This window comes from Providencia hangzhouensis (assembly GCF_029193595.2).
GTDB classification, from domain to species: domain Bacteria; phylum Pseudomonadota; class Gammaproteobacteria; order Enterobacterales; family Enterobacteriaceae; genus Providencia; species Providencia hangzhouensis.
Genome location: NZ_CP135052.1, coordinates 1,754,705 through 1,773,587, shown reverse-complemented (window position 1 = coordinate 1,773,587; position 18,883 = coordinate 1,754,705). Strand labels below are relative to the sequence as shown.

The window sequence follows — 18,883 nt, the reverse complement described above, 5'->3', positions numbered from 1 at the left end:
ATGATTACCTTTCAAAACATTCAAAAAGTCTATGAAAAAGATGGGCAGTCTTTAGTTGCATTGCAAGACATTAATTTGCATATCAATAAAGGTGATATCTTTGGGTTTATTGGTTATAGCGGGGCTGGTAAAAGTTCACTTATTCGTTTGGTTAATCAATTAGAAAAACCAACCAGTGGGGCAGTTATTATTAATGGCCAAAATATTGCTGAACATACTCCTGCAGAAACTCGTTCACATAAAAAAAGCATTGGTATGATTTTCCAGCATTTCAATTTGCTAGAAACTAAAACTGTTGCTCAAAATATTGCGATGCCCTTATTACTTTCAGGTGTCGATAAACAAGAAATCACTCGGCGAGTTGATAGCATTCTTGAATATGTCGAACTTAGCGATAAAAAACACCAATACCCTGGGCAGCTATCCGGTGGGCAAAAGCAGCGTGTTGGTATTGCTCGTGCTTTGATCAATAACCCACAAATTTTGTTATGTGATGAAGCCACTTCAGCCCTTGACCCACAAACAACTCGCTCAATTTTGCAATTATTAAAAAAAATCAATCAAGAGCAAAATATTACTATCTTGCTCGTAACTCATGAAATGGAAGTCATTGAAGAAATCTGTAACCGTGTAGCCGTTATGGAATCAGGAAAAATTGTCGAAGAAGGAACTGTACTTGATATTTTTGCAAATCCGCATCAAGACACAACCAGAAAATTTGTAGGGACAGTGTTAAATGAAGAAATTCCAGAACGCGTTCTACATAACTTAGAACACCAACAAGATGTTTATCGTCTTGAATTTTTAGGGTCCTCTGCGCAACAACCTGTTGTTAATGAGTTAATACTGAAAGAAATTGTCAAAATAAATATTTTGTTTGCCAATATGAAAGAAATTAGTGGTGTCGTGCTAGGCAGTATGTTTGTCCAATTTATTGGTGATAAAGAAAAAATTGAAGATGCCGTTTCTTTTCTTCGCCAACGTGGAGTTGCAGTTAATAAGGGGGCACTATGACACAATTATTCGAAACCGCTTTAACAACTAAACAGTTTTTATTAGCGATGTCAGAAACTTTTACGATGGTTAGCGTTGCGCTCGTATTAGGTTCTATATTTGGGATCTTATTAGGTATCGTACTTGTTGTAACGAGACCAGACGGTATTTGGGAAAATAAATGTATTTATCGTATAGTGAACCCGATTATTAATATTATTCGCTCACTGCCTTTTATCATCTTATTAGTTGCTATGATCCCTCTCACACGCTTTATGGTGGGAACTTCAATAGGAACAACTGCAGCAATAGTGCCATTAGTCATTTTTATTGCGCCCTATACCGCACGCTTAGTTGAAAATTCATTACTCAGTGTACATTCGGGTATTATTGAAGCGGCTGATTCTATGGGAGCGACTAATTGGCAAATTGTTTGGCATTTTATTTTACCAGAAGCAAAGTCATCATTAATTTTAAGTTTAACCGCTGCAAGTATTACTTTAGTCGGTGCAACCGCGATGGCAGGGGCCGTTGGTGGTGGTGGCGTTGGTGACTTAGCTCTAAACTACGGCTACCAACGTTTTGATAATGTCGCAATGGCTATCACCGTTGTTACATTGGTAATTATAGTACAAGGCATGCAATTTATTGGTGACTATTTAGCTAAAAAAGCGCGCTACCATTAATTAGATGGTGAAGGTCGAAAGAATATTCGGCCTTCTATCTTTTACCTTACTTTATAAGTGCCTATTTTCCCCCTCAATGCTTATGTCCCTCATTTCAAAATTATCTTTAGTTAAAAAATTAAAAATAAAGTGAACTGCGGTGCTTACTTATTCAAATTTATCGTTTTTTTACGTGATTTAACTCACTTTAATAATAAAAAATGCGATAAATAATCAAATTATTTAAATTTATTTATATTATAATCATGTAGATATACTTTTTAATGGATATTATCAGCTTTTCGCTAAAATAATCTATTCTCTATGTATATTTAGTCGTCTTGCTGTTTTTTCATTTTTTGCTTTCTACGCGCGCTTTACGATGCATCGTCAGCGTTTTATTCACTTACAGATTAAACTGATTATGCCAACTATTGAACAACTCATTTTATTGATTTCTATACTCATTCTTTTGGGAATTTTCTCTAGCAAATTGTCTGCTAGGCTCGGTTTACCTATGCTAGTCATGTTTTTGTTTATTGGCATGTTAGCAGGCGAAGACGGGATAGGTAAGATTACATTTGATAACGTGAATGTTTCCTATGCCGTTGGTTCTCTCGCCCTTGCTTTAATTTTATTTGATGGGGGTCTACAAACATCAGTAAAATCAATTCGTCTAGTTTGGAAACCATCTTTTACACTAGCAACATTAGGCGTTCTTGTCACCGCAGGTGTGACAGGTCTCGCTGCTGCCTATATTCTCGGCGTTCCTCTGCTTGAAGGGCTATTACTAGGCGCTATAGTAGGTTCTACCGATGCCGCCGCCGTTTTTTCCTTACTGCGCAACGCGGGGATCTATTTAAATGAACGATTGCAATCCACTTTAGAAATAGAAAGTGCAACAAATGACCCTACGGCCATATTTTTAACTGTTGGTTTATTACAACTTTTAATGAACCCACAAGCTTCAGGTAGTGAATTAATTCTGCTGTTTTTTAGCCAAATGGGAATAGGTACTGTTGTTGGCTTGAGCGTTGGCTGGGTTTCAGTCAAAATTATCAATAAGATTAAGCTATTAGCTACTGGTTTGTATCCTGTGCTTGTCGCTGCATGTGGACTACTATCTTTCGGTCTCGCCAGTAATTTAGAAGGCAGTGGGTTTTTATCTATTTTTGTCACTGGTGTTGTGATTGGTAATCATCGGTTTGTTTTTCAACGCAATACATTTTTGTTCCATGATGGATTAGCATGGCTAAGCCAAATTATCATGTTCGTTATGCTAGGGTTACTTGTCAACCCAAGTTCTCTTATTGAAGTCTGGCTTGAAGGCTTAATTATTGCTCTGGTCTTAACGTTTATCGCGAGGCCATTGGCTGTAATACCTGTTCTAAAATTATTTGGTTTCCCTAAACCTGAAATAACATTAATTTCTTGGGTAGGGTTACGTGGCTCTGTTCCTATTATTCTTGCTATTTTCCCGTTTATCTACGGGCTACCTAATGCCCATTTAATTTTTGACGTGGTTTTCTTTGTGGTATTAATTTCAGCAACCTTACAAGGCTCAACCTTGCCTTACGTTGCACGTAAATTAAATTTAATGCAGCCACCTCCATTGATCCCTGCGGCCACTTTAGATATTACCGCAGTAGAACAAATAGACGCAGATTTAGTGGAATATACATTAGGAGAGGATTGCTCTGCAGTGGGTCGCCGATTATCACAACTTGCATTACCTGACCAAACTGTCATTGCAATGATTACGCGTGAAAAAAGTGTTTTACCTCCAAGGGGTTCAACTACCTTTCATGCTGAAGACCATTTATTCGTTGTTCTTAAACCTGAAAATCGTATTTTTCTTGAACGCCTTTTTTCAGAAAAAAACATCTCTGAACACACTCCTATTGAACTTCCCGATACAGGGCTAAGTCTAAAAGGAACGACTCGATTAAATGAGATCTACTCATCTTATGGTATCCAAATTGATAATAGTGATGAAAGGACTCTTAACCAATTTATTTACGCTTCTATATCGGAACCTTTGCAAGATACCATCATAAAATTAGATCAACTGCAATTAAGAATTGGAGAGATGATAGGCACACGTATCGTAACCGTAATATTAGAGCCAATCAAAGAGCAGGAAGGTTAACAGAGCATAAATATCTTACCCAATATTTTTCTTAGATATTGAGTAAAATCTTAAGTAATAATTATTTTAAGGATACAAAAATAAAAGCCCTTTCGGGCTTTTATTTGTTCTTTAATGAAACATAAGATAAAAACAGCTATTGTCATTTTAAGCTATAAATAGCAGGTATATTTAATTTATGTTCCTAATTGAAACAATTAAGAATTAAAGCGAATTACGTTTCATTCTAAAACAATATAGATATTTAGTTACACCAGAGTATATGCAGAGCTTTCAAACCCCTGATTACCCGTGCTCTCATCTACTTGAGTATCCTCTTGCAGGACTTCACTAAAAAACTCACCCATGTTAACGTCTAAAACTTTTAATACTCGAACTAGACAATCTATATCGATACGATTCACACCACGCTCGTAACGAAATAGCTGCTGTTCACTTATATCTATCTCTTTAGCTAACTGAAAAACAGTAAAGCCTTGAGCTCTTCTAAGGGCTTTTATTTTTTGTCCAACTGCACAAGCGACAGGATATTTCGTGTTCATAAACATTCTCGCTTCAATTTATATTTAAGGAAATAAAAATTAGCAGATAATTATCTACATATTTTATTTTTTATATTTATGTGTATAACATTGATAATGCTACAGACGATTCAGCATATATCTAACAGAATGATATACTACCCTTATAATTAGTTTCAACTAGTCCTAAATTGACATTGCAACTATGTAACAAAGTATTTCACGCTATACATTTCCGTATTAAAATCAAAATAATACTTTAATATCACAAAGTTACACGCAACGTGTGTATCACTGCATAGTAATATTCCAGAGGATATGCCTAAACCCTTGGAATATTCATCTAAAAAAGACCTATATAGCCGATGTATAACCTAAAAATAAAGGAAATAAATAGAATTATTTAACACTGTAACAATATTAATGTTATTGATACAATTAAACTCGATAAAAAGTGATAAACCCAGTATAAATGATACTTTTATGTAAAAAATGGTAAAAACAGTCAATTTTATCTCTAAAACTCTCTAATTCGACAAAATATCAGTACGTTAAAAAGCCAGTTAAACTGTTACAATTAGTAAATTACTAAATTTTTAAAGTAGCAAGAAATGGATTTATTATCTACAAGTACCAAACATAACAAAACCATAACGTTAAGAAAGCTTATTATTCATTTTACTAGATGAATATCACAAAATTATGAAAAATAACTTTCATCGACAGTCTGTTTTTGATTCCACTTGTTTCTGTTTTTTTAGGATGAAGGATAATACAAAATTTTAAAAATAAACACAATTTAAGCATTTATAGCTAAATTACAGATTTTTATATTTACGATATAATGAAAGCTATTTATAAAAAATGATAATTACTCGTCCATTCTATGGAAGAGTAATTAGCCATTCATTTATGCTTAAATGACGTCATTATATTTTAAAATATATCCTGCTAATGCCATATTGGAATATAGACATAAAAACTAAGTGGCTTTCAAAGTACATCTTGAATTATTTTACATATTAGGCGGGCTGTGTAGCCGATAATTCTCTAAGTTCTTATCATATTACTTAGAAAATGCAACTTACAAAATAGGTGTATTATTTAGTGAGTAAGTGTTTACTGAGCTAAGTATTAGTTTGGATTATTTGCTTGATAATGGCTTGAGCTGGTGGGTCGTGCAGGATTGAAATCCTTCGGATTTACCCTACGGGCTGAACCTGCAACCAGCTTGTCGAGGTACGGCTTAACGACTGAGTGTTTACTTAGGTGACGGTTAAATTGGATTACTTGCTTGGGAATGGCTTGAGATGGTGGGTCGTGCAGGATTGAAATCCTTCGGATTTGCCCTACGGGCTGAACCTGCAACCAGCTTGTCGAGGTCTGGCTTAACGACTGAATGTTTACTTAGGTGATTGTTAAATTGGATTATTTGCTTAGGAATGGCTTGAGATGGTGGGTCGTGCAGGATTGAAATCCTTCGGATTTGCCCTACGGGCTGAACCTGCAACCAGCTTGTCGAGGTCTGGCTTAACGACTGAATGTTTACTTAGGTGACGGTTAAATTGGATTACTTGCTTGGGAATGGCTTGAGATGGTGGGTCGTGCAGGATTGAAATCCTTCGGATTTGCCCTACGGGCTGAACCTGCAACCAGCTTGTCGAGGTACGGCTTAACGACTGAGTGTTTACTTAGGTGACGGTTAAATTGGATTACTTGCTTGGGAATGGCTTGAGATGGTGGGTCGTGCAGGATTCGAACCTGCGACCAATTGATTAAAAGTCAACTGCTCTACCGACTGAGCTAACGACCCATCTTGGAAGATCTGATTTTTTACTGCTTAGATGGTGGGTCGTGCAGGATTCGAACCTGCGACCAATTGATTAAAAGTCAACTGCTCTACCGACTGAGCTAACGACCCATCTAAATTGTGTTTTAATGCAAATAACTGATGAAGTGGTGGGCGATAGCGGGCTCGAACCACTGACCCCCTCCTTGTAAGGGAGGTGCTCTACCAACTGAGCTAATCGCCCACTTCATGACTTATACTACATTATAATAAATAATTGGTGGGCGATAGCGGGCTCGAACCACTGACCCCCTCCTTGTAAGGGAGGTGCTCTACCAACTGAGCTAATCGCCCAATTATTTATTTTTCATCGTCAACGGTGGTGGGCGATAGCGGGCTCGAACCACTGACCCCCTCCTTGTAAGGGAGGTGCTCTACCAACTGAGCTAATCGCCCCGTCGTCGATGGAGGTGCATTATAGGGATACTGAGTTCTGAGTCAACGCTTTTTCAATAGATTTTTTTCGTTCGTTGCAAAAATAATCAAGATGTTTCAATATTCACCAGAAAAGCTGCCTTTTTAATCAATTACCTATCATTTTCTCTTTATTCTTTTAAGAAAAAAACAGAAACTATTTTTAAAGCGTATTTATTTATGTCAAATTTGGCGAAACAAACTAATTTCTTGTCTTCTATCCTGATAACTTGATTGAGGAATCATTGTAGGATGATAGAATAGATATACATTTTAGCAATGCTTAGACATTTCACTGCTTAGAACATCAAACTCGCCATCAAGTTAATTGTGCCTGTTTTTAGTCTTCTAAACAGTAAACAGATAAGCGCTTCAAAAACATGTTTTGCAATTAAGGCAATCTCGATGAGTAAAATCAAAACCCGTTTTGCACCAAGCCCAACTGGCTATTTACACGTTGGTGGTGCACGTACCGCTCTGTATTCCTGGTTATTTAGTCGCCACAATCAGGGCGAATTTGTCCTGCGTATTGAAGATACTGACTTAGAACGCTCAACTCAGGAAGCTATCGACGCCATTATGGACGGTATGAACTGGTTGAATTTAAATTGGGATGAAGGTCCTTACTATCAAACTAAACGCTTTGACCGTTATAATGATGTCATTGACCAAATGTTAGATGCGGGTACCGCTTATCGTTGTTATTGTTCGAAAGAGCGCTTAGAGGCGTTACGTGAAGAGCAAATGGCAAATAATGAAAAGCCTCGTTATGATGGCTGCTGCCGTGACCATGCACACAACCATACACCTGATGAGCCGCACGTTGTTCGTTTCCGTAACCCACAAGAAGGTTCCGTTATTTTTGACGACAAAATTCGTGGGCCAATTGAATTTAGTAACCAAGAGCTGGACGATTTAATTATTCGTCGTACTGATGGTTCACCAACTTACAACTTCTGTGTGGTTATTGATGACTGGGATATGGAAATTACCCACGTTATTCGTGGTGAAGACCATATCAACAACACGCCTCGCCAAATCAACATTCTAAAAGCATTAGGGGCACCAGTACCTGTGTATGCTCACGTTTCGATGATCCTAGGTGATGACGGTAAAAAACTATCAAAACGTCATGGTGCGGTTAGTGTTATGCAATATCGTGATGACGGTTATTTGCCGCAAGCACTTCTTAACTACCTTGTGCGTTTAGGTTGGTCTCATGGCGACCAAGAGATTTTCACTGTTGAAGAAATGAAAGAGTATTTCAGCCTTGACGCTATCAGCAAGTCAGCAAGCGCGTTTAATACTGAAAAACTGCAATGGTTAAACCACCACTATATTAATTCATTACCAGCAGAAGAAGTTGCAACCTATCTTGCATGGCATATTGAACAACAGAATATTGATACCAGCACAGGACCTCAATTAGTTGATCTAATCAAATTACTTGGTGAACGTTGTAAAACATTAAAAGAAATGGCGGAATCTTGCCACTATTTCTACCAAGATTTCGAAGAATTTGACGCTGATGCGGCGAAAAAACACTTGCGACCTGTTGCTCGTCAGCCTTTAGAAGTCGTAAAAGATAAATTAGCTGCGATCACTGATTGGACGGCTGAGAATGTTCATCAAGCCATCGAAGCAACTGCCGCTGAATTAGAAGTGGGTATGGGTAAAGTGGGTATGCCTTTACGTGTTGCTGTGACAGGTGCTGGCCAGTCTCCAGGCCTTGATGTGACCGTTCACGCTATCGGTCAAGCTCGCTCTATCACTCGTATTGAGAAAGCCTTAGCGTTTATCGCTGAACGTGAAGCTTCTGCTCAATAATTTAATATTATTGGCCCTCAATTTATTGGGGGCCAATTCTCTGATTCATCCTCCCTTCTCCACTCAACTGATTGCAAAATGTTCTATATTTCAGCAATTAAACCTAAAACCCGATTATTTTATTGACACTCTAACTTAGCTTGAATATGATGCATCCCGTCCAAAAGATTTTGTTTGGGGCTATAGCTCAGCTGGGAGAGCGCTTGCATGGCATGCAAGAGGTCAGCGGTTCGATCCCGCTTAGCTCCACCATCTAATTCCCTGTTAGGTGGCACAATACAAAACATTTCGATTGGGGCTATAGCTCAGCTGGGAGAGCGCTTGCATGGCATGCAAGAGGTCAGCGGTTCGATCCCGCTTAGCTCCACCAATCATATTTATCTCACATTTATTTATTATTCTACTTTTTCACCAACTATATAAAGCTATCTACTTAACCCTGTATTACTTGCACTTTAGTGGCTTTACCAGCCCTTCTAAGCCTTCTATTTTTATTCCTAGGGTCATCTCCATTAACTGCCCTAAACGTCCAGCAGGGAACTCTCCTTTCTTATAGAACCATAATAAATATTCTTCAGGTAAATCAATTAATATACAGCCTTTATATTTACCAAATGGCATATACGTATTGGCCATATCAATGAGATCTTGTTTTTCCATTGTTATTTCTCTTTCGTATCAAAGCATAAAAAACGGCGCTCATTTGAACGCCGTTTCTTAATCTAACATGTTTTAGTGGATTACAAAACTAACCCAACAACCGCTGCGGATAAGAAGCTAACTAAGGTTGAACCATACAGTAATTTTAAACCGAAACGAGCCACGGTATTACCTTGTTTCTCATCTAAACCTTTAATCGCACCTGCAATAATACCGATGGATGAGAAGTTAGCGAAAGAAACTAAGAATACGGACAAGATACCAACAGAACGCTCAGATAACCCACCAGCAATCGCTTGTAAGCCATCCATCGCAACGAATTCATTCGTTACCATTTTCACTGCCATAATTCCACCAACCTGTAAGGCTTCATCGGCAGGAATGCCGAGCATCCATGCAAATGGATAGAATACGTAACCTAACATGGTTTGGAAGTCGATACCGAATACAGCTGAGAAAATACCGTTAATCATCGCAATGAGGGCAATAAAACCAATCAACATCGCTGAAACGATAATCGCTACTTTAAACCCTGCAAGAATATATTCACCTAACATTTCAAAGAAGCTTTGCCCTTCGTGCAGGTTGCTCATTTGAATATCTTCTTCACCTTCAGGTGGATACGGGTTAATCAGTGATAGTACGACGAAAGTACCAAACATATTTAGAACCAATGCAGCGACCACAAAACGCGGCTCTAACATGGTCATGTATGCCCCAACGATAGACATAGATACCGTTGACATGGCAGTTGCCGCCATGGTGTACATTCTGCGGTCTGACATCCGGTTCAATTGGTCTTTATACGCAATAAAGTTTTCTGACTGACCCAGTAACAATGAACTTACTGCGTTAAAAGACTCTAACTTACCCATACCATTCACTTTCGATAACACGGTACCGATGATACGGATCACGATAGGGAGAATTTTGACGTGCTGTAAGATCCCGATCAACGCAGAAATAAAGATGATTGGGCATAACACTTGTAAGAAGAAGAACGCTAAGTTCCCTTCAATCATGCCACCAAAAATAAATTTAGTCCCTTCTGCTGCATAGCCTAGCAAGTGAGTAAATACCCCTGCCACACCAAGAACAAAAGATTCGCCAATATTCGATTTTAAGAACAAATAAGCTAATGCAATTTGAATAACCAGTAGTTGAACAACATAGCGAGGACGGATTCCTCTACGGTTACTACTGGCTAAAATGGCAAGAGCGGCAATTACTACTAAAGATAAAACGAAATGCAGGATCGAGGTCATATGCGACTCCAACAAATTTAAGAATCAGTCTATGTGCATATTCTATGTAATAGACAACATTTAAATGAGACAGAGGTCACATTAATATGAAAGCTTACTAGGTGTATTTTGCAAAAAGAAGAAGGGGATCACGTTTCAACTATAACAATTCCTAGCATTCGCTTTTTTTGCACAGAAATTTTACTGAGAATTTAAGTTAAGACTTACAACAACCTGCGTATAAAATTGTTGCCTACAGAGATCGTAGGCAACTAAGTCAAATTGAATATAGTTCACTATTAAATATTCAGCAAACGAACCAATTCATTTTCATCAATAACGCGTATGCCAAGTTCATTTGCTTTGGCTAATTTAGAACCAGCGGCCTCACCTGCAATGACCAAATCTGTTTTCTTCGAGACGCTTCCTGAGACTTTTGCACCTAAAGCCACTAACTTGTCTTTGGCTTCATCACGCGTCAATACGCTCATTGACCCTGTTAGCACCACTGTTTTACCTGCAAATGGGCTCTCGATTTCTGCACTATTAACGACTTTTACTTCAGGCCAATGAATATTTGCCTTCGTCAGTAAATCTTCAATCACCGCTTGGTTATGAGGTTCACGGAAAAAATTGACCACATGTTTCGCAACTACATGACCAATATCTTGAACGGTTTTTAGTGACTCTTCATCCGCCGCCATCACAGCCTCAAGTGTGGTGTAATGCGCTGCTAAGTTTGCCGCCGTTGCTTCGCCAACCTCACGAATTCCAAGGGCATAAATAAAGCGAGCCAATGTTGTTTGCTTAGACTTATTGAGTGCATCAACCAGATTCTGTGCCGACTTCGGCCCCATTCTATCGAGGCCAGTTAAAATACCTGCACTTAATTGGTACAAATCTGCCGGCGTTTTGACATACTCTTTTTCGACTAACTGGTCGATAATTTTATCGCCCATGCCATCCACATCCATTGCTCGGCGTGAGACAAAATGTTTCAGTGCTTCTTTGCGTTGTGCCCCACAAATAAGCCCACCGGTGCAGCGTGCCACCGCTTCACCTTCAACTCGTTCGATATCAGAACCGCATACAGGGCAATGGGTCGGGAAGACAATTTCACGGCTATCTGTTGGTCGCTTGTCAACCACAACACTGACGATTTGTGGAATAACATCCCCTGCTCGACGAATAATGACCGTATCACCGATATGCACGCCAAGGCGTTCAATTTCATCTGCATTGTGTAACGTCGCATTACTGACCACCACACCTGCGACTTGCACGGGCTCTAAACGCGCCACAGGCGTGATAGCACCTGTACGCCCAACTTGAAATTCAACATCTTTTAATAATGTGACTTGTTCTTGAGCTGGGAATTTAAACGCTGTCGCCCAGCGAGGTGCTCGAGAAACAAAACCTAATTCTTCTTGAATCGCGATTGAGTTAACTTTAATGACTACCCCATCGATATCAAAGCCAAGGTCAGGTCGAACTTGCTCAATTTCATGGTAAAAATCTAATACGGCCTGATGACCAACACGTAATTGAACATAATCACTAACCGGTAAACCCCATGCTTTAAATTGCATCAAACGGTCATAATGTGTGTCCGGTAACGAGCCACCTTCCACAAGCCCAACACCATAACAATAAAAAGTGAGTGGCCTTTTAGCGGTAATACGTGGGTCTAATTGACGTAACGAACCCGCAGCCGCATTACGCGGGTTTGCAAAGACTTTGCCATCCGTTTTACGTGCCTGCTCATTTAGTGCTTCAAAACCTTTTTGGGGCATGAAGACTTCGCCACGGATCTCAACGCGATCAGGAATATTGCTTCCCCTTAAACGCAATGGGATAGCGCGTATGGTTCGTACATTCGCGGTAATATTCTCACCTACGGTCCCATCACCACGAGTCGCCGCTTGTACTAATTCACCATTTTCATACAACAAACTTACCGCTAACCCATCGAGCTTGAGCTCACAACAAAAAGTCAGTTCTTGATGATTTTTCAAACGATCTCTTACCCGCTTATCAAACGCAAGGTAACTTTCTTCATCAAAAACATTATCTAGGGATAGCATAGGAATTTCATGGCGTACGGTATCAAACGCAGCCAATGGTGCGGCACCAACACGTTGAGTCGGTGAATCACTTGTGACAAGTTCAGGATGCTGTGCCTCTATCTCTTTTAGACGTTGCATTAACTTGTCATATTCTACGTCTGGAATTTCGGGGGCATCTAATACATGGTATTGATATTCATGATGACGTAACTGTTTTTTTAATTCGTCTATTTCTTGTTTGGTAGTCATGATTCACTCATACAGATAAAAAACCCCCAATTAATGGGGGTTTTGTTCAACGTTTATTTAACTTAATGTGTTTCTAATTCGAGCATGATACACCTCTATTTTTTGAGGTGTCAGCATTTTGCGTTCGTCATCAAGAACAACCCCTCCCGCATCTGATGCGATACGTTGAGCAGCTTGCAACATCAATTTGAAGTTTTGCCCTGCATCACCGTAAGACGGGACCATCATAAACATGGAAACCCCTGGGGTAGTAAAATCAGCCATTGTCTCTGGGTCGAATGAGCCCGGTTTCACCATGTTGGCTAAGCTAAACAAAACAGGCCCCGTACCAGACGGGTTCACATGGCGGTGGAATATTTTCATTTCCCCGAATTGGAAACCGGCTTGTAAAATACTTTGCAGTAATAATTCACCTTGAAGTTCCTGCCCTTGCAAAGCGGCTACGTGAAGTACCAGGACTGTCTCCTTGCTACTTGTTGTAGCAGAATTTTCCTGCGGCTCAGCTTTCTTCTCAATATGCTGCGTCTCTTGTTCATAGGTGCTCGGCTGAGGCTCTTCTCTCAATTTGGTTGAATCAATATGTGGTTCAGCGACAGTTTCAGTGGCTGGCTCAACAATCACTTCCTCACTCATATTAATGGTGAGTTGTTCGGGTACATGAACGGGTTCAGTACGTTGATGCATCGTAGGCTCATTATGAACCGGCGATTTAGCCTCAGGCTCCTTGTTCATAATAATGTCAGGTTCAACCGATGCTTTTGGCTGTATATTAGGCTCAACTGGAGACTCATTTTTTACCGGATATACAGGCTCAGTCGCAGCGGGATGAACAGGCGCCTGCTGAGTCGGTTGATTTTCAGTAAATAATGCAGAATCATCATATTCTGATGAATTCTCCTGCATATCGTTTTTTCTACGTTTTACGGGTCTGTCGCGAAATAACTTTGAGCGCTCTTTACGGCTGGTCCATAAACCATGCAGTAATAAAGCGACAATCGCTATCGCACCTACGACCACTAATATCAGACGCAAATCCTGCATCGCTGCTATCTCTAGTTGATGAATGATAATGCCAACACGGCGGAAACTTCCTTAAGATTATTTCTCAATTGCTCTAAGTGCAACCCCCAGAACGATTTTCTTACAAGAAAGAGAATATTCCGCTTTCATTTGCTGCTTTTTTAAGCGAATAATGGCTAGTCAGCCTAATTTCATATCTATATGATACATGGTCAACCGAAAAGGAGAGAACAAGAAGTATGACCCAATCGACATTTTCGACACAAAAAGACCATTCTGGTTTTTATTATTTTACACAAGGCTGGAGATTAATCACTCGGCCCGGTATTAAACGTTTTGTTATTTTGCCCCTATTAGCCAATATTTTATTCTTAGGCGGCGCATTTTGGTGGTTATATACAAAGCTTGGCGGCTGGATAGCCCAAGTGATGAGTTACGTTCCTGACTGGCTACAATGGCTCGATTATGTTATTTGGCCAATCGCTGTTATCTCTATTTTGCTCGTATTTACCTATTTTTTTAGTACGGTTGCTAATATTATCGCTGCACCTTTTAACGGTTGGTTATCAGAAAAACTCGAAGCCGAGTTAACGGGTAAACCATCACCAGATACCGGTGTTGCTGAGTTATTAAAAGATGTTCCTCGTATGATAAAGCGCGAGTTTGTCCGAATCGGTTACTACTTACCTCGCGCTATTGGGTTATTAATCCTATTTTTCATACCCGGTATTGGCCAAACAGTCGCCCCCGTACTGTGGTTTTTATTTGGTGCTTGGATGATGTCAATCCAATATTGCGATTACCCGTTTGATAACCACCGTGTTGGCTTTAACGAAATGAAGCAGGCGCTTGCCAAAGAGCGGATGAGAAACGTTCAATTTGGTGGCGTCATTAGCTTGTTAATGATGGTGCCTTTTGTCAACTTAGTGATCATGCCTGTTGCAGTTTGTGGTGCAACATTGATGTGGGTCGACAGGTATCGTGAGCGTTACGCACGCTACTAATCTATTAAATCATTGCGCAGGTTTATCGCCTGCGCTCTTTTATTTACTTATTATTGTTACACTATAATTATTCCTTAGAACTATTAGATCTAAAATAACATTTCGTTATAAGCTTATACTCAAATCATATTTGCATTAATTTGTTCTTAACGTATGTTGAATCCATCTCATTATTTTTAATTAATACCGATTACATTACTGGCTAACCGATTTTTAAGGATATCCCATGAGCAAAATTTATGATGATAACTCGTTGACCATTGGCCACACCCCTCTTGTTCGCCTAAAACATTTTGGTAATGGCAATATTTTAGCAAAAGTGGAATCTCGCAACCCAAGCTTCAGTGTTAAGTGCCGTATTGGTGCTAACATGATTTGGGATGCAGAGAAAAAAGGTATCCTAAACAAAGACAAAGAATTAGTTGAACCAACTAGTGGAAATACGGGTATCGCTTTAGCCTATGTCGCTGCGGCGAGAGGTTATAAATTGACGTTAACCATGCCTGAAACCATGAGTATTGAGCGCCGTAAACTACTCAAAGCATTAGGTGCCAACCTCGTTTTAACTGAGGGGGCAAAAGGCATGAAAGGTGCAATAGCTAAAGCTGAAGAAATAGTGAATAGCAACCCTAAAAAATACTTATTACTTCAACAGTTTAATAACCCAGCAAACCCTGAAATCCATGAAAAAACCACTGGGCCTGAAATTTGGGAAGATACTGACGGCAATGTCGATGTTGTAGTCGCAGGTGTTGGTACGGGCGGGACGATTACAGGGATTGCAAAATACCTGAAAAACACCAAAGGCAAAGATGTGACTATCGTGGCTGTTGAACCAGAAACATCCCCTGTTATTACCCAAGCTTTAGCGGGCGAAGAAATTAAACCGGGCCCTCACAAAATACAAGGGATCGGCGCTGGTTTTATTCCGGGTAACTTAGATTTAAAATTACTCGATAAGGTCATTCAAATCAGCGATGACGAAGCCATCAAAACGGCTCGTGAGCTGATGGAAAAAGAAGGTATTCTTGCGGGTATCTCATCAGGCGCTGCTATTGCTGCTGCCACTAAAATTGCCGCAGACCCTGCCTATAAAGGTAAAAATATCGTCGTTATTTTACCTTCTTCAGGTGAGCGTTATTTGTCTACAGCCCTGTTTGCTGACATCTCGGCTGAGTAGCATAACTTCGTTACAATATCGTTAAAAAAGTACCTAAATGGTGCTTTTTTTGTGGCATAGATCAAACTTTAGCACGGATGGAGATGATTTATAATTCGGGGTTTAGTATTAAACATAGTAATTATTTTGCACCTCGAAATTAATCACTTTTTAGCCAACCTCTAGGGCGAGTAAAATAATTTGCCAACGAGAAAAAAGTATCGAGTTCGCAAGAAAAACAGAAAAAGGGTTGATACCGCACAAAGTAGGAAACCTTTTTTCAAGTTAATAATCTAACTTATACGCAAACCTAGTCTATTTCATCTACAATTGGCTGGGTAATTAAAAAAACGAAAGTTATTGAGGAAATACTATGTTTCAGCAAGAAGTTACTATTACGGCACCAAATGGTCTACATACTCGTCCTGCAGCTCAATTCGTAAAAGAAGCAAAAGCATTCTCTTCCGACATTTCTTTAATTTCTGGCGGCAAATCCGCTAGCGCAAAAAGTTTGTTTAAATTACAAACCTTAGGCCTAACGCAAGGCACAGTTGTGACAATTTCTGCTGAAGGCGAAGACGAAAAAGAAGCCGTTGAACATTTAGTTAAACTGATGGGCGAATTAGAATAATTTCGCACGAAAATAGCATTTACTGATTTCATTCAATGTCCCTGAGTGATGTCATTCGGGGACATTTGTATAATCGGCTATATTCATTGTCGTCTCTGCAACATCAGAACTCCCAGCACTAGCAGCAGTAAGGTAATATTATGATTTCAGGAATTTTAGTATCCCCGGGTTTTGCTTTTGGTCAGGCTTTAATCCTCAAAGAAGATCCTATCGTTGTTAGCACAAAAAAAATTGCTGACGATCAGGTTGATAAAGAAATTGCTCGCTTTATTGAGGGTCGTAACAAATCAGCCGAACAACTCAATTTGATTAAAGAGAAAGCCGAAAAAAATCTTGGAGCCGAAAAAGCTGAGATTTTTGAAGGTCATATCATGCTGCTAGAAGATGAAGAGCTGGAACAAGAAATTGTCTCTTTAATCAAAGGCGATAAAAAAACGGCAGATGCCGCTGCGTATTCCGTTATTGAAGATCAAGCTCAAGCGCTTGAATCCCTTGATGATGAATATCTTAAAGAACGCGCCGCTGACGTGCGTGATATTGGCAAACGTCTATTAAAAAACATCTTAAATATTCCTATCGTTGATTTAAGTGCAATCAGCGAAGAAGTTATTTTAGTGGCTGCGGATTTAACCCCTTCAGAAACCGCACAGCTAAATTTAGATAAAGTATTAGGGTTTATTACTGATTTAGGTGGCCGTACATCACATACCTCAATTATGGCGCGTTCTCTTGAGTTACCTGCCATTGTTGGAACTAGTGATGCCACCAGCAAAATTAAAAATGGCGATTTCATTGTATTAGATGGTGTCAACAACACCATCCACTTGAACCCATCTGAAGCCGAAATCGACAAACTGAAAGCTTTCCGTGATGAATATCTACAAGAAAAAGAAGAGCTCGCAAAATTAAAAGATTTGCCTGCCATCACCCTTGATGGTCATCAAGTTGAAGTTTGTGCGAATATCGGTACTGTACGTGATGTCGCTGGTGCAGAGCGCAATGGCGCAGAAGGCGTTGGGCTCTATCGTACTGAGTTTTTATTCATGGATAGAGACTCTCTTCCTACCGAAGAAGAACAGTTTCAAGCTTATAAAGCCGTTGCAGAAGCAATGGGCAGCCAAGCCGTTATTGTCCGTACAATGGATATCGGCGGTGATAAAGACCTGCCATATATGAATTTACCAAAAGAAGAGAACCCATTTCTCGGCTGGCGTGCAATTCGTATTTGTCTTGATCGCAAAGAAATCTTACACTCACAATTAAGAGCTATTTTAAGAGCCTCTAAATTTGGTAAACTGCGTATTATGTTCCCAATGGTTATTTCCGTTGAAGAAGTTCGTGAACTAAAAGCAGAGCTAGAAATGCTTAAAGCTCAGTTACGTGAAGAAGGTAAAGCTTTTGACGAGTCAATTGAAGTCGGTGTGATGGTTGAAACACCAGCCGCAGCTGTTATTGCTCGCCACTTGGCAAAAGAAGTTGATTTCTTTAGTATTGGGACGAACGATCTCACTCAATACACTTTAGCGGTCGACCGTGGTAATGAACTGATTTCTCATCTTTACAACCCGATGTCACCTGCTGTCCTAAACTTAATTAAGCAAGTGATCGATGCATCACACGCTGAAGGTAAATGGACTGGGATGTGTGGGGAGTTAGCTGGAGATGAGCGTGCAACCTTATTGCTACTTGGCATGGGGCTGGATGAATTTAGTATGAGCGCGATTTCAATTCCGCGTATCAAAAAGTTAATTCGCAATGCGAGCTTTACTGATACCCAAGCTTTGGCTGAACAAGCACTTGCTCAACCCACAGCGGATGAATTGATGAAACTTGTAGATACCTTTATCCAAGAAAAAACGTTATGCTAAGAACAGCACATTAGTTCGGTCCCATATAAAACGATTAGGAGAAGGTCCATGGGTCTGTTTGACAAACTGAAATCACTCGTTTCGGAAGACAAAAGTAGCAGTGGCAGTATTGAAATTATCGCACCTTTATCGGGTGAGATTGTCAATATTGAAGATGTTCCAGACGTTGTGTTCGCAGAAAAAATTGTTGGTGATGGTATTGCGATTAAACCCGCGGGTAACAAAATCGTTGCCCCTGTAGACGGTACAATTGGTAAAATATTTGAAACTAACCATGCGTTTTCTATTGAATCAGATGATGGTATAGAACTATTTGTTCACTTCGGTATTGATACCGTTGAACTTAAAGGTGAAGGCTTTAAACGCATCGCTGAAGAAGGCCAAACTGTGAAGAAAGGCGACTTAATCATCGAGTTTGATTTAGCGCTGTTAGAAGAGAAAGCAAAATCTGTTCTAACGCCAGTTGTCATTTCTAATATGGACGAAATCAAAGAACTAAACAAACTGACAGGCTCAGTGACAGTCGGTGAAACTGTCATCATGCGTATTAAGAAATAACTTAAC

At 39.6% G+C, this 18,883-nt stretch carries 14 protein-coding genes and 7 tRNA genes; 11 read left to right on the top strand and 10 right to left on the bottom strand.

The genetic code is table 11. The annotated features are described in order from the left end of the window. The 3 genes from PZ638_RS07790 to PZ638_RS07780 all read left to right on the top strand — a co-directional run bounded on the left by PZ638_RS07790 (position 1) and on the right by PZ638_RS07780 (position 3,807). Entirely contained in the window at positions 1–1,014 is a 1,014-nt protein-coding gene (locus tag PZ638_RS07790; RefSeq protein WP_004264860.1) for a methionine ABC transporter ATP-binding protein, read from the top strand. Next, positions 1,011–1,679 carry a methionine ABC transporter permease gene (locus PZ638_RS07785; RefSeq protein WP_004264861.1) on the top strand — a complete coding sequence of 223 codons (669 nt, stop codon included), beginning with the start codon at positions 1,011–1,013 and terminating at the stop codon, positions 1,677–1,679. Before PZ638_RS07790 ends, PZ638_RS07785 begins: the two co-directional genes overlap by 4 nt. 361 nt (positions 1,680–2,040) lie before the next feature. Continuing rightward, positions 2,041–3,807, top strand: a complete 1,767-nt coding sequence (locus tag PZ638_RS07780) for a potassium/proton antiporter (protein ID WP_227528923.1) — start codon at positions 2,041–2,043, stop codon at positions 3,805–3,807. Between the two features lie 248 nt (positions 3,808–4,055). Here PZ638_RS07780 and PZ638_RS07775 read toward each other — a convergent pair whose 3' ends face one another. The 6 genes from PZ638_RS07775 to PZ638_RS07750 all read right to left on the bottom strand — a co-directional run bounded on the left by PZ638_RS07775 (position 4,056) and on the right by PZ638_RS07750 (position 6,573). Next, positions 4,056–4,349, bottom strand: a complete 294-nt coding sequence (locus PZ638_RS07775) for a helix-turn-helix domain-containing protein (protein WP_096864940.1) — start codon at positions 4,347–4,349, stop codon at positions 4,056–4,058. A gap of 1,716 nt (positions 4,350–6,065) precedes the next feature. After that, positions 6,066–6,141, bottom strand: a tRNA-Lys gene (locus tag PZ638_RS07770). 32 nt (positions 6,142–6,173) lie between these two features. After that, positions 6,174–6,249: transfer RNA gene (locus tag PZ638_RS07765), tRNA-Lys, on the bottom strand. Between the two features lie 36 nt (positions 6,250–6,285). Beyond that, positions 6,286–6,361: transfer RNA gene (locus tag PZ638_RS07760), tRNA-Val, on the bottom strand. 34 nt (positions 6,362–6,395) lie between these two features. Continuing rightward, positions 6,396–6,471, bottom strand: a tRNA-Val gene (locus tag PZ638_RS07755). A 26-nt stretch (positions 6,472–6,497) separates the two neighbouring features. After that, positions 6,498–6,573 (bottom strand) — tRNA-Val (locus PZ638_RS07750). Positions 6,574–6,996: 423 nt separating this feature from the next. Between PZ638_RS07750 and gltX the strand changes: the two genes are divergently transcribed. From gltX to PZ638_RS07735, 3 genes are all read left to right on the top strand, one after another. Next, the gene (gene gltX, locus PZ638_RS07745; RefSeq protein ID WP_094961729.1) at positions 6,997–8,418 is read left to right on the top strand and encodes a glutamate--tRNA ligase; all 1,422 of its coding nucleotides are present in this window, start codon (positions 6,997–6,999) and stop codon (positions 8,416–8,418) included. A 176-nt stretch (positions 8,419–8,594) separates the two neighbouring features. Then, positions 8,595–8,670: transfer RNA gene (locus PZ638_RS07740), tRNA-Ala, on the top strand. A gap of 42 nt (positions 8,671–8,712) precedes the next feature. Then, a tRNA-Ala gene (locus PZ638_RS07735) sits at positions 8,713–8,788 on the top strand. A gap of 74 nt (positions 8,789–8,862) precedes the next feature. On the opposite strand, the gene PZ638_RS07730 is transcribed toward PZ638_RS07735, so the two are convergent. The 4 genes from PZ638_RS07730 to zipA form a co-directional block, all read right to left on the bottom strand. After that, positions 8,863–9,078 (bottom strand): DUF3820 family protein, encoded by a 216-nt coding sequence (locus PZ638_RS07730; RefSeq protein WP_144141665.1) that lies wholly within the window; start codon positions 9,076–9,078, stop codon positions 8,863–8,865. A gap of 80 nt (positions 9,079–9,158) precedes the next feature. Continuing rightward, the gene (locus tag PZ638_RS07725; protein WP_004264869.1) at positions 9,159–10,343 is read right to left on the bottom strand and encodes a NupC/NupG family nucleoside CNT transporter; all 1,185 of its coding nucleotides are present in this window, start codon (positions 10,341–10,343) and stop codon (positions 9,159–9,161) included. 278 nt (positions 10,344–10,621) lie between these two features. Beyond that, on the bottom strand, positions 10,622–12,637 hold the full coding sequence (gene ligA / locus PZ638_RS07720; protein ID WP_144141668.1) for an NAD-dependent DNA ligase LigA: 2,016 nt from the start codon (positions 12,635–12,637) through the stop codon (positions 10,622–10,624). Between the two features lie 57 nt (positions 12,638–12,694). Further along, a complete protein-coding gene (gene zipA / locus PZ638_RS07715) occupies positions 12,695–13,678 on the bottom strand; it encodes a cell division protein ZipA (protein ID WP_004264872.1) in 984 nt (327 codons plus the stop codon). A 218-nt stretch (positions 13,679–13,896) separates the two neighbouring features. Here zipA and cysZ point away from each other — a divergent pair, with 218 nt between their 5' ends. The 5 genes from cysZ to crr all read left to right on the top strand — a co-directional run bounded on the left by cysZ (position 13,897) and on the right by crr (position 18,877). Continuing rightward, on the top strand, positions 13,897–14,661 hold the full coding sequence (gene cysZ / locus PZ638_RS07710; RefSeq protein ID WP_004264874.1) for a sulfate transporter CysZ: 765 nt from the start codon (positions 13,897–13,899) through the stop codon (positions 14,659–14,661). Positions 14,662–14,887: 226 nt separating this feature from the next. Beyond that, positions 14,888–15,841 (top strand): cysteine synthase A, encoded by a 954-nt coding sequence (cysK, locus tag PZ638_RS07705; protein WP_004264875.1) that lies wholly within the window; start codon positions 14,888–14,890, stop codon positions 15,839–15,841. Between the two features lie 352 nt (positions 15,842–16,193). Next, complete coding sequence (ptsH, locus tag PZ638_RS07700) at positions 16,194–16,451, top strand: phosphocarrier protein Hpr (RefSeq protein WP_004264876.1); 258 nt, start codon at positions 16,194–16,196, stop codon at positions 16,449–16,451. A gap of 140 nt (positions 16,452–16,591) precedes the next feature. Further along, entirely contained in the window at positions 16,592–18,319 is a 1,728-nt protein-coding gene (ptsI, locus tag PZ638_RS07695; RefSeq protein WP_004264877.1) for a phosphoenolpyruvate-protein phosphotransferase PtsI, read from the top strand. Positions 18,320–18,367: 48 nt separating this feature from the next. Further along, on the top strand, positions 18,368–18,877 hold the full coding sequence (gene crr, locus PZ638_RS07690) for a PTS glucose transporter subunit IIA (protein WP_004264878.1): 510 nt from the start codon (positions 18,368–18,370) through the stop codon (positions 18,875–18,877). Positions 18,878–18,883: the final 6 nt, after the last annotated feature.

What these genes read in the sequence shown, in the direction of transcription:
- ptsH (WP_004264876.1), top strand. Translation starts at nt 16,194, where the DNA reads ATGTTTCAGCAAGAAGTTACTATTACGGCACCAAATGGTCTACATACT.
- PZ638_RS07790 (WP_004264860.1), top strand. Translation starts at nt 1, where the DNA reads ATGATTACCTTTCAAAACATTCAAAAAGTCTATGAAAAAGATGGGCAG.
- PZ638_RS07725 (WP_004264869.1), bottom strand. Translation starts at nt 10,343, where the DNA reads ATGACCTCGATCCTGCATTTCGTTTTATCTTTAGTAGTAATTGCCGCT.
- cysK (WP_004264875.1), top strand. Translation starts at nt 14,888, where the DNA reads ATGAGCAAAATTTATGATGATAACTCGTTGACCATTGGCCACACCCCT.
- cysZ (WP_004264874.1), top strand. Translation starts at nt 13,897, where the DNA reads ATGACCCAATCGACATTTTCGACACAAAAAGACCATTCTGGTTTTTAT.
- crr (WP_004264878.1), top strand. Translation starts at nt 18,368, where the DNA reads ATGGGTCTGTTTGACAAACTGAAATCACTCGTTTCGGAAGACAAAAGT.
- ligA (WP_144141668.1), bottom strand. Translation starts at nt 12,637, where the DNA reads ATGACTACCAAACAAGAAATAGACGAATTAAAAAAACAGTTACGTCAT.
- ptsI (WP_004264877.1), top strand. Translation starts at nt 16,592, where the DNA reads ATGATTTCAGGAATTTTAGTATCCCCGGGTTTTGCTTTTGGTCAGGCT.
- PZ638_RS07775 (WP_096864940.1), bottom strand. Translation starts at nt 4,349, where the DNA reads ATGAACACGAAATATCCTGTCGCTTGTGCAGTTGGACAAAAAATAAAA.
- zipA (WP_004264872.1), bottom strand. Translation starts at nt 13,678, where the DNA reads ATGCAGGATTTGCGTCTGATATTAGTGGTCGTAGGTGCGATAGCGATT.
- gltX (WP_094961729.1), top strand. Translation starts at nt 6,997, where the DNA reads ATGAGTAAAATCAAAACCCGTTTTGCACCAAGCCCAACTGGCTATTTA.
- PZ638_RS07785 (WP_004264861.1), top strand. Translation starts at nt 1,011, where the DNA reads ATGACACAATTATTCGAAACCGCTTTAACAACTAAACAGTTTTTATTA.
- PZ638_RS07780 (WP_227528923.1), top strand. Translation starts at nt 2,041, where the DNA reads ATGCATCGTCAGCGTTTTATTCACTTACAGATTAAACTGATTATGCCA.
- PZ638_RS07730 (WP_144141665.1), bottom strand. Translation starts at nt 9,078, where the DNA reads ATGGAAAAACAAGATCTCATTGATATGGCCAATACGTATATGCCATTT.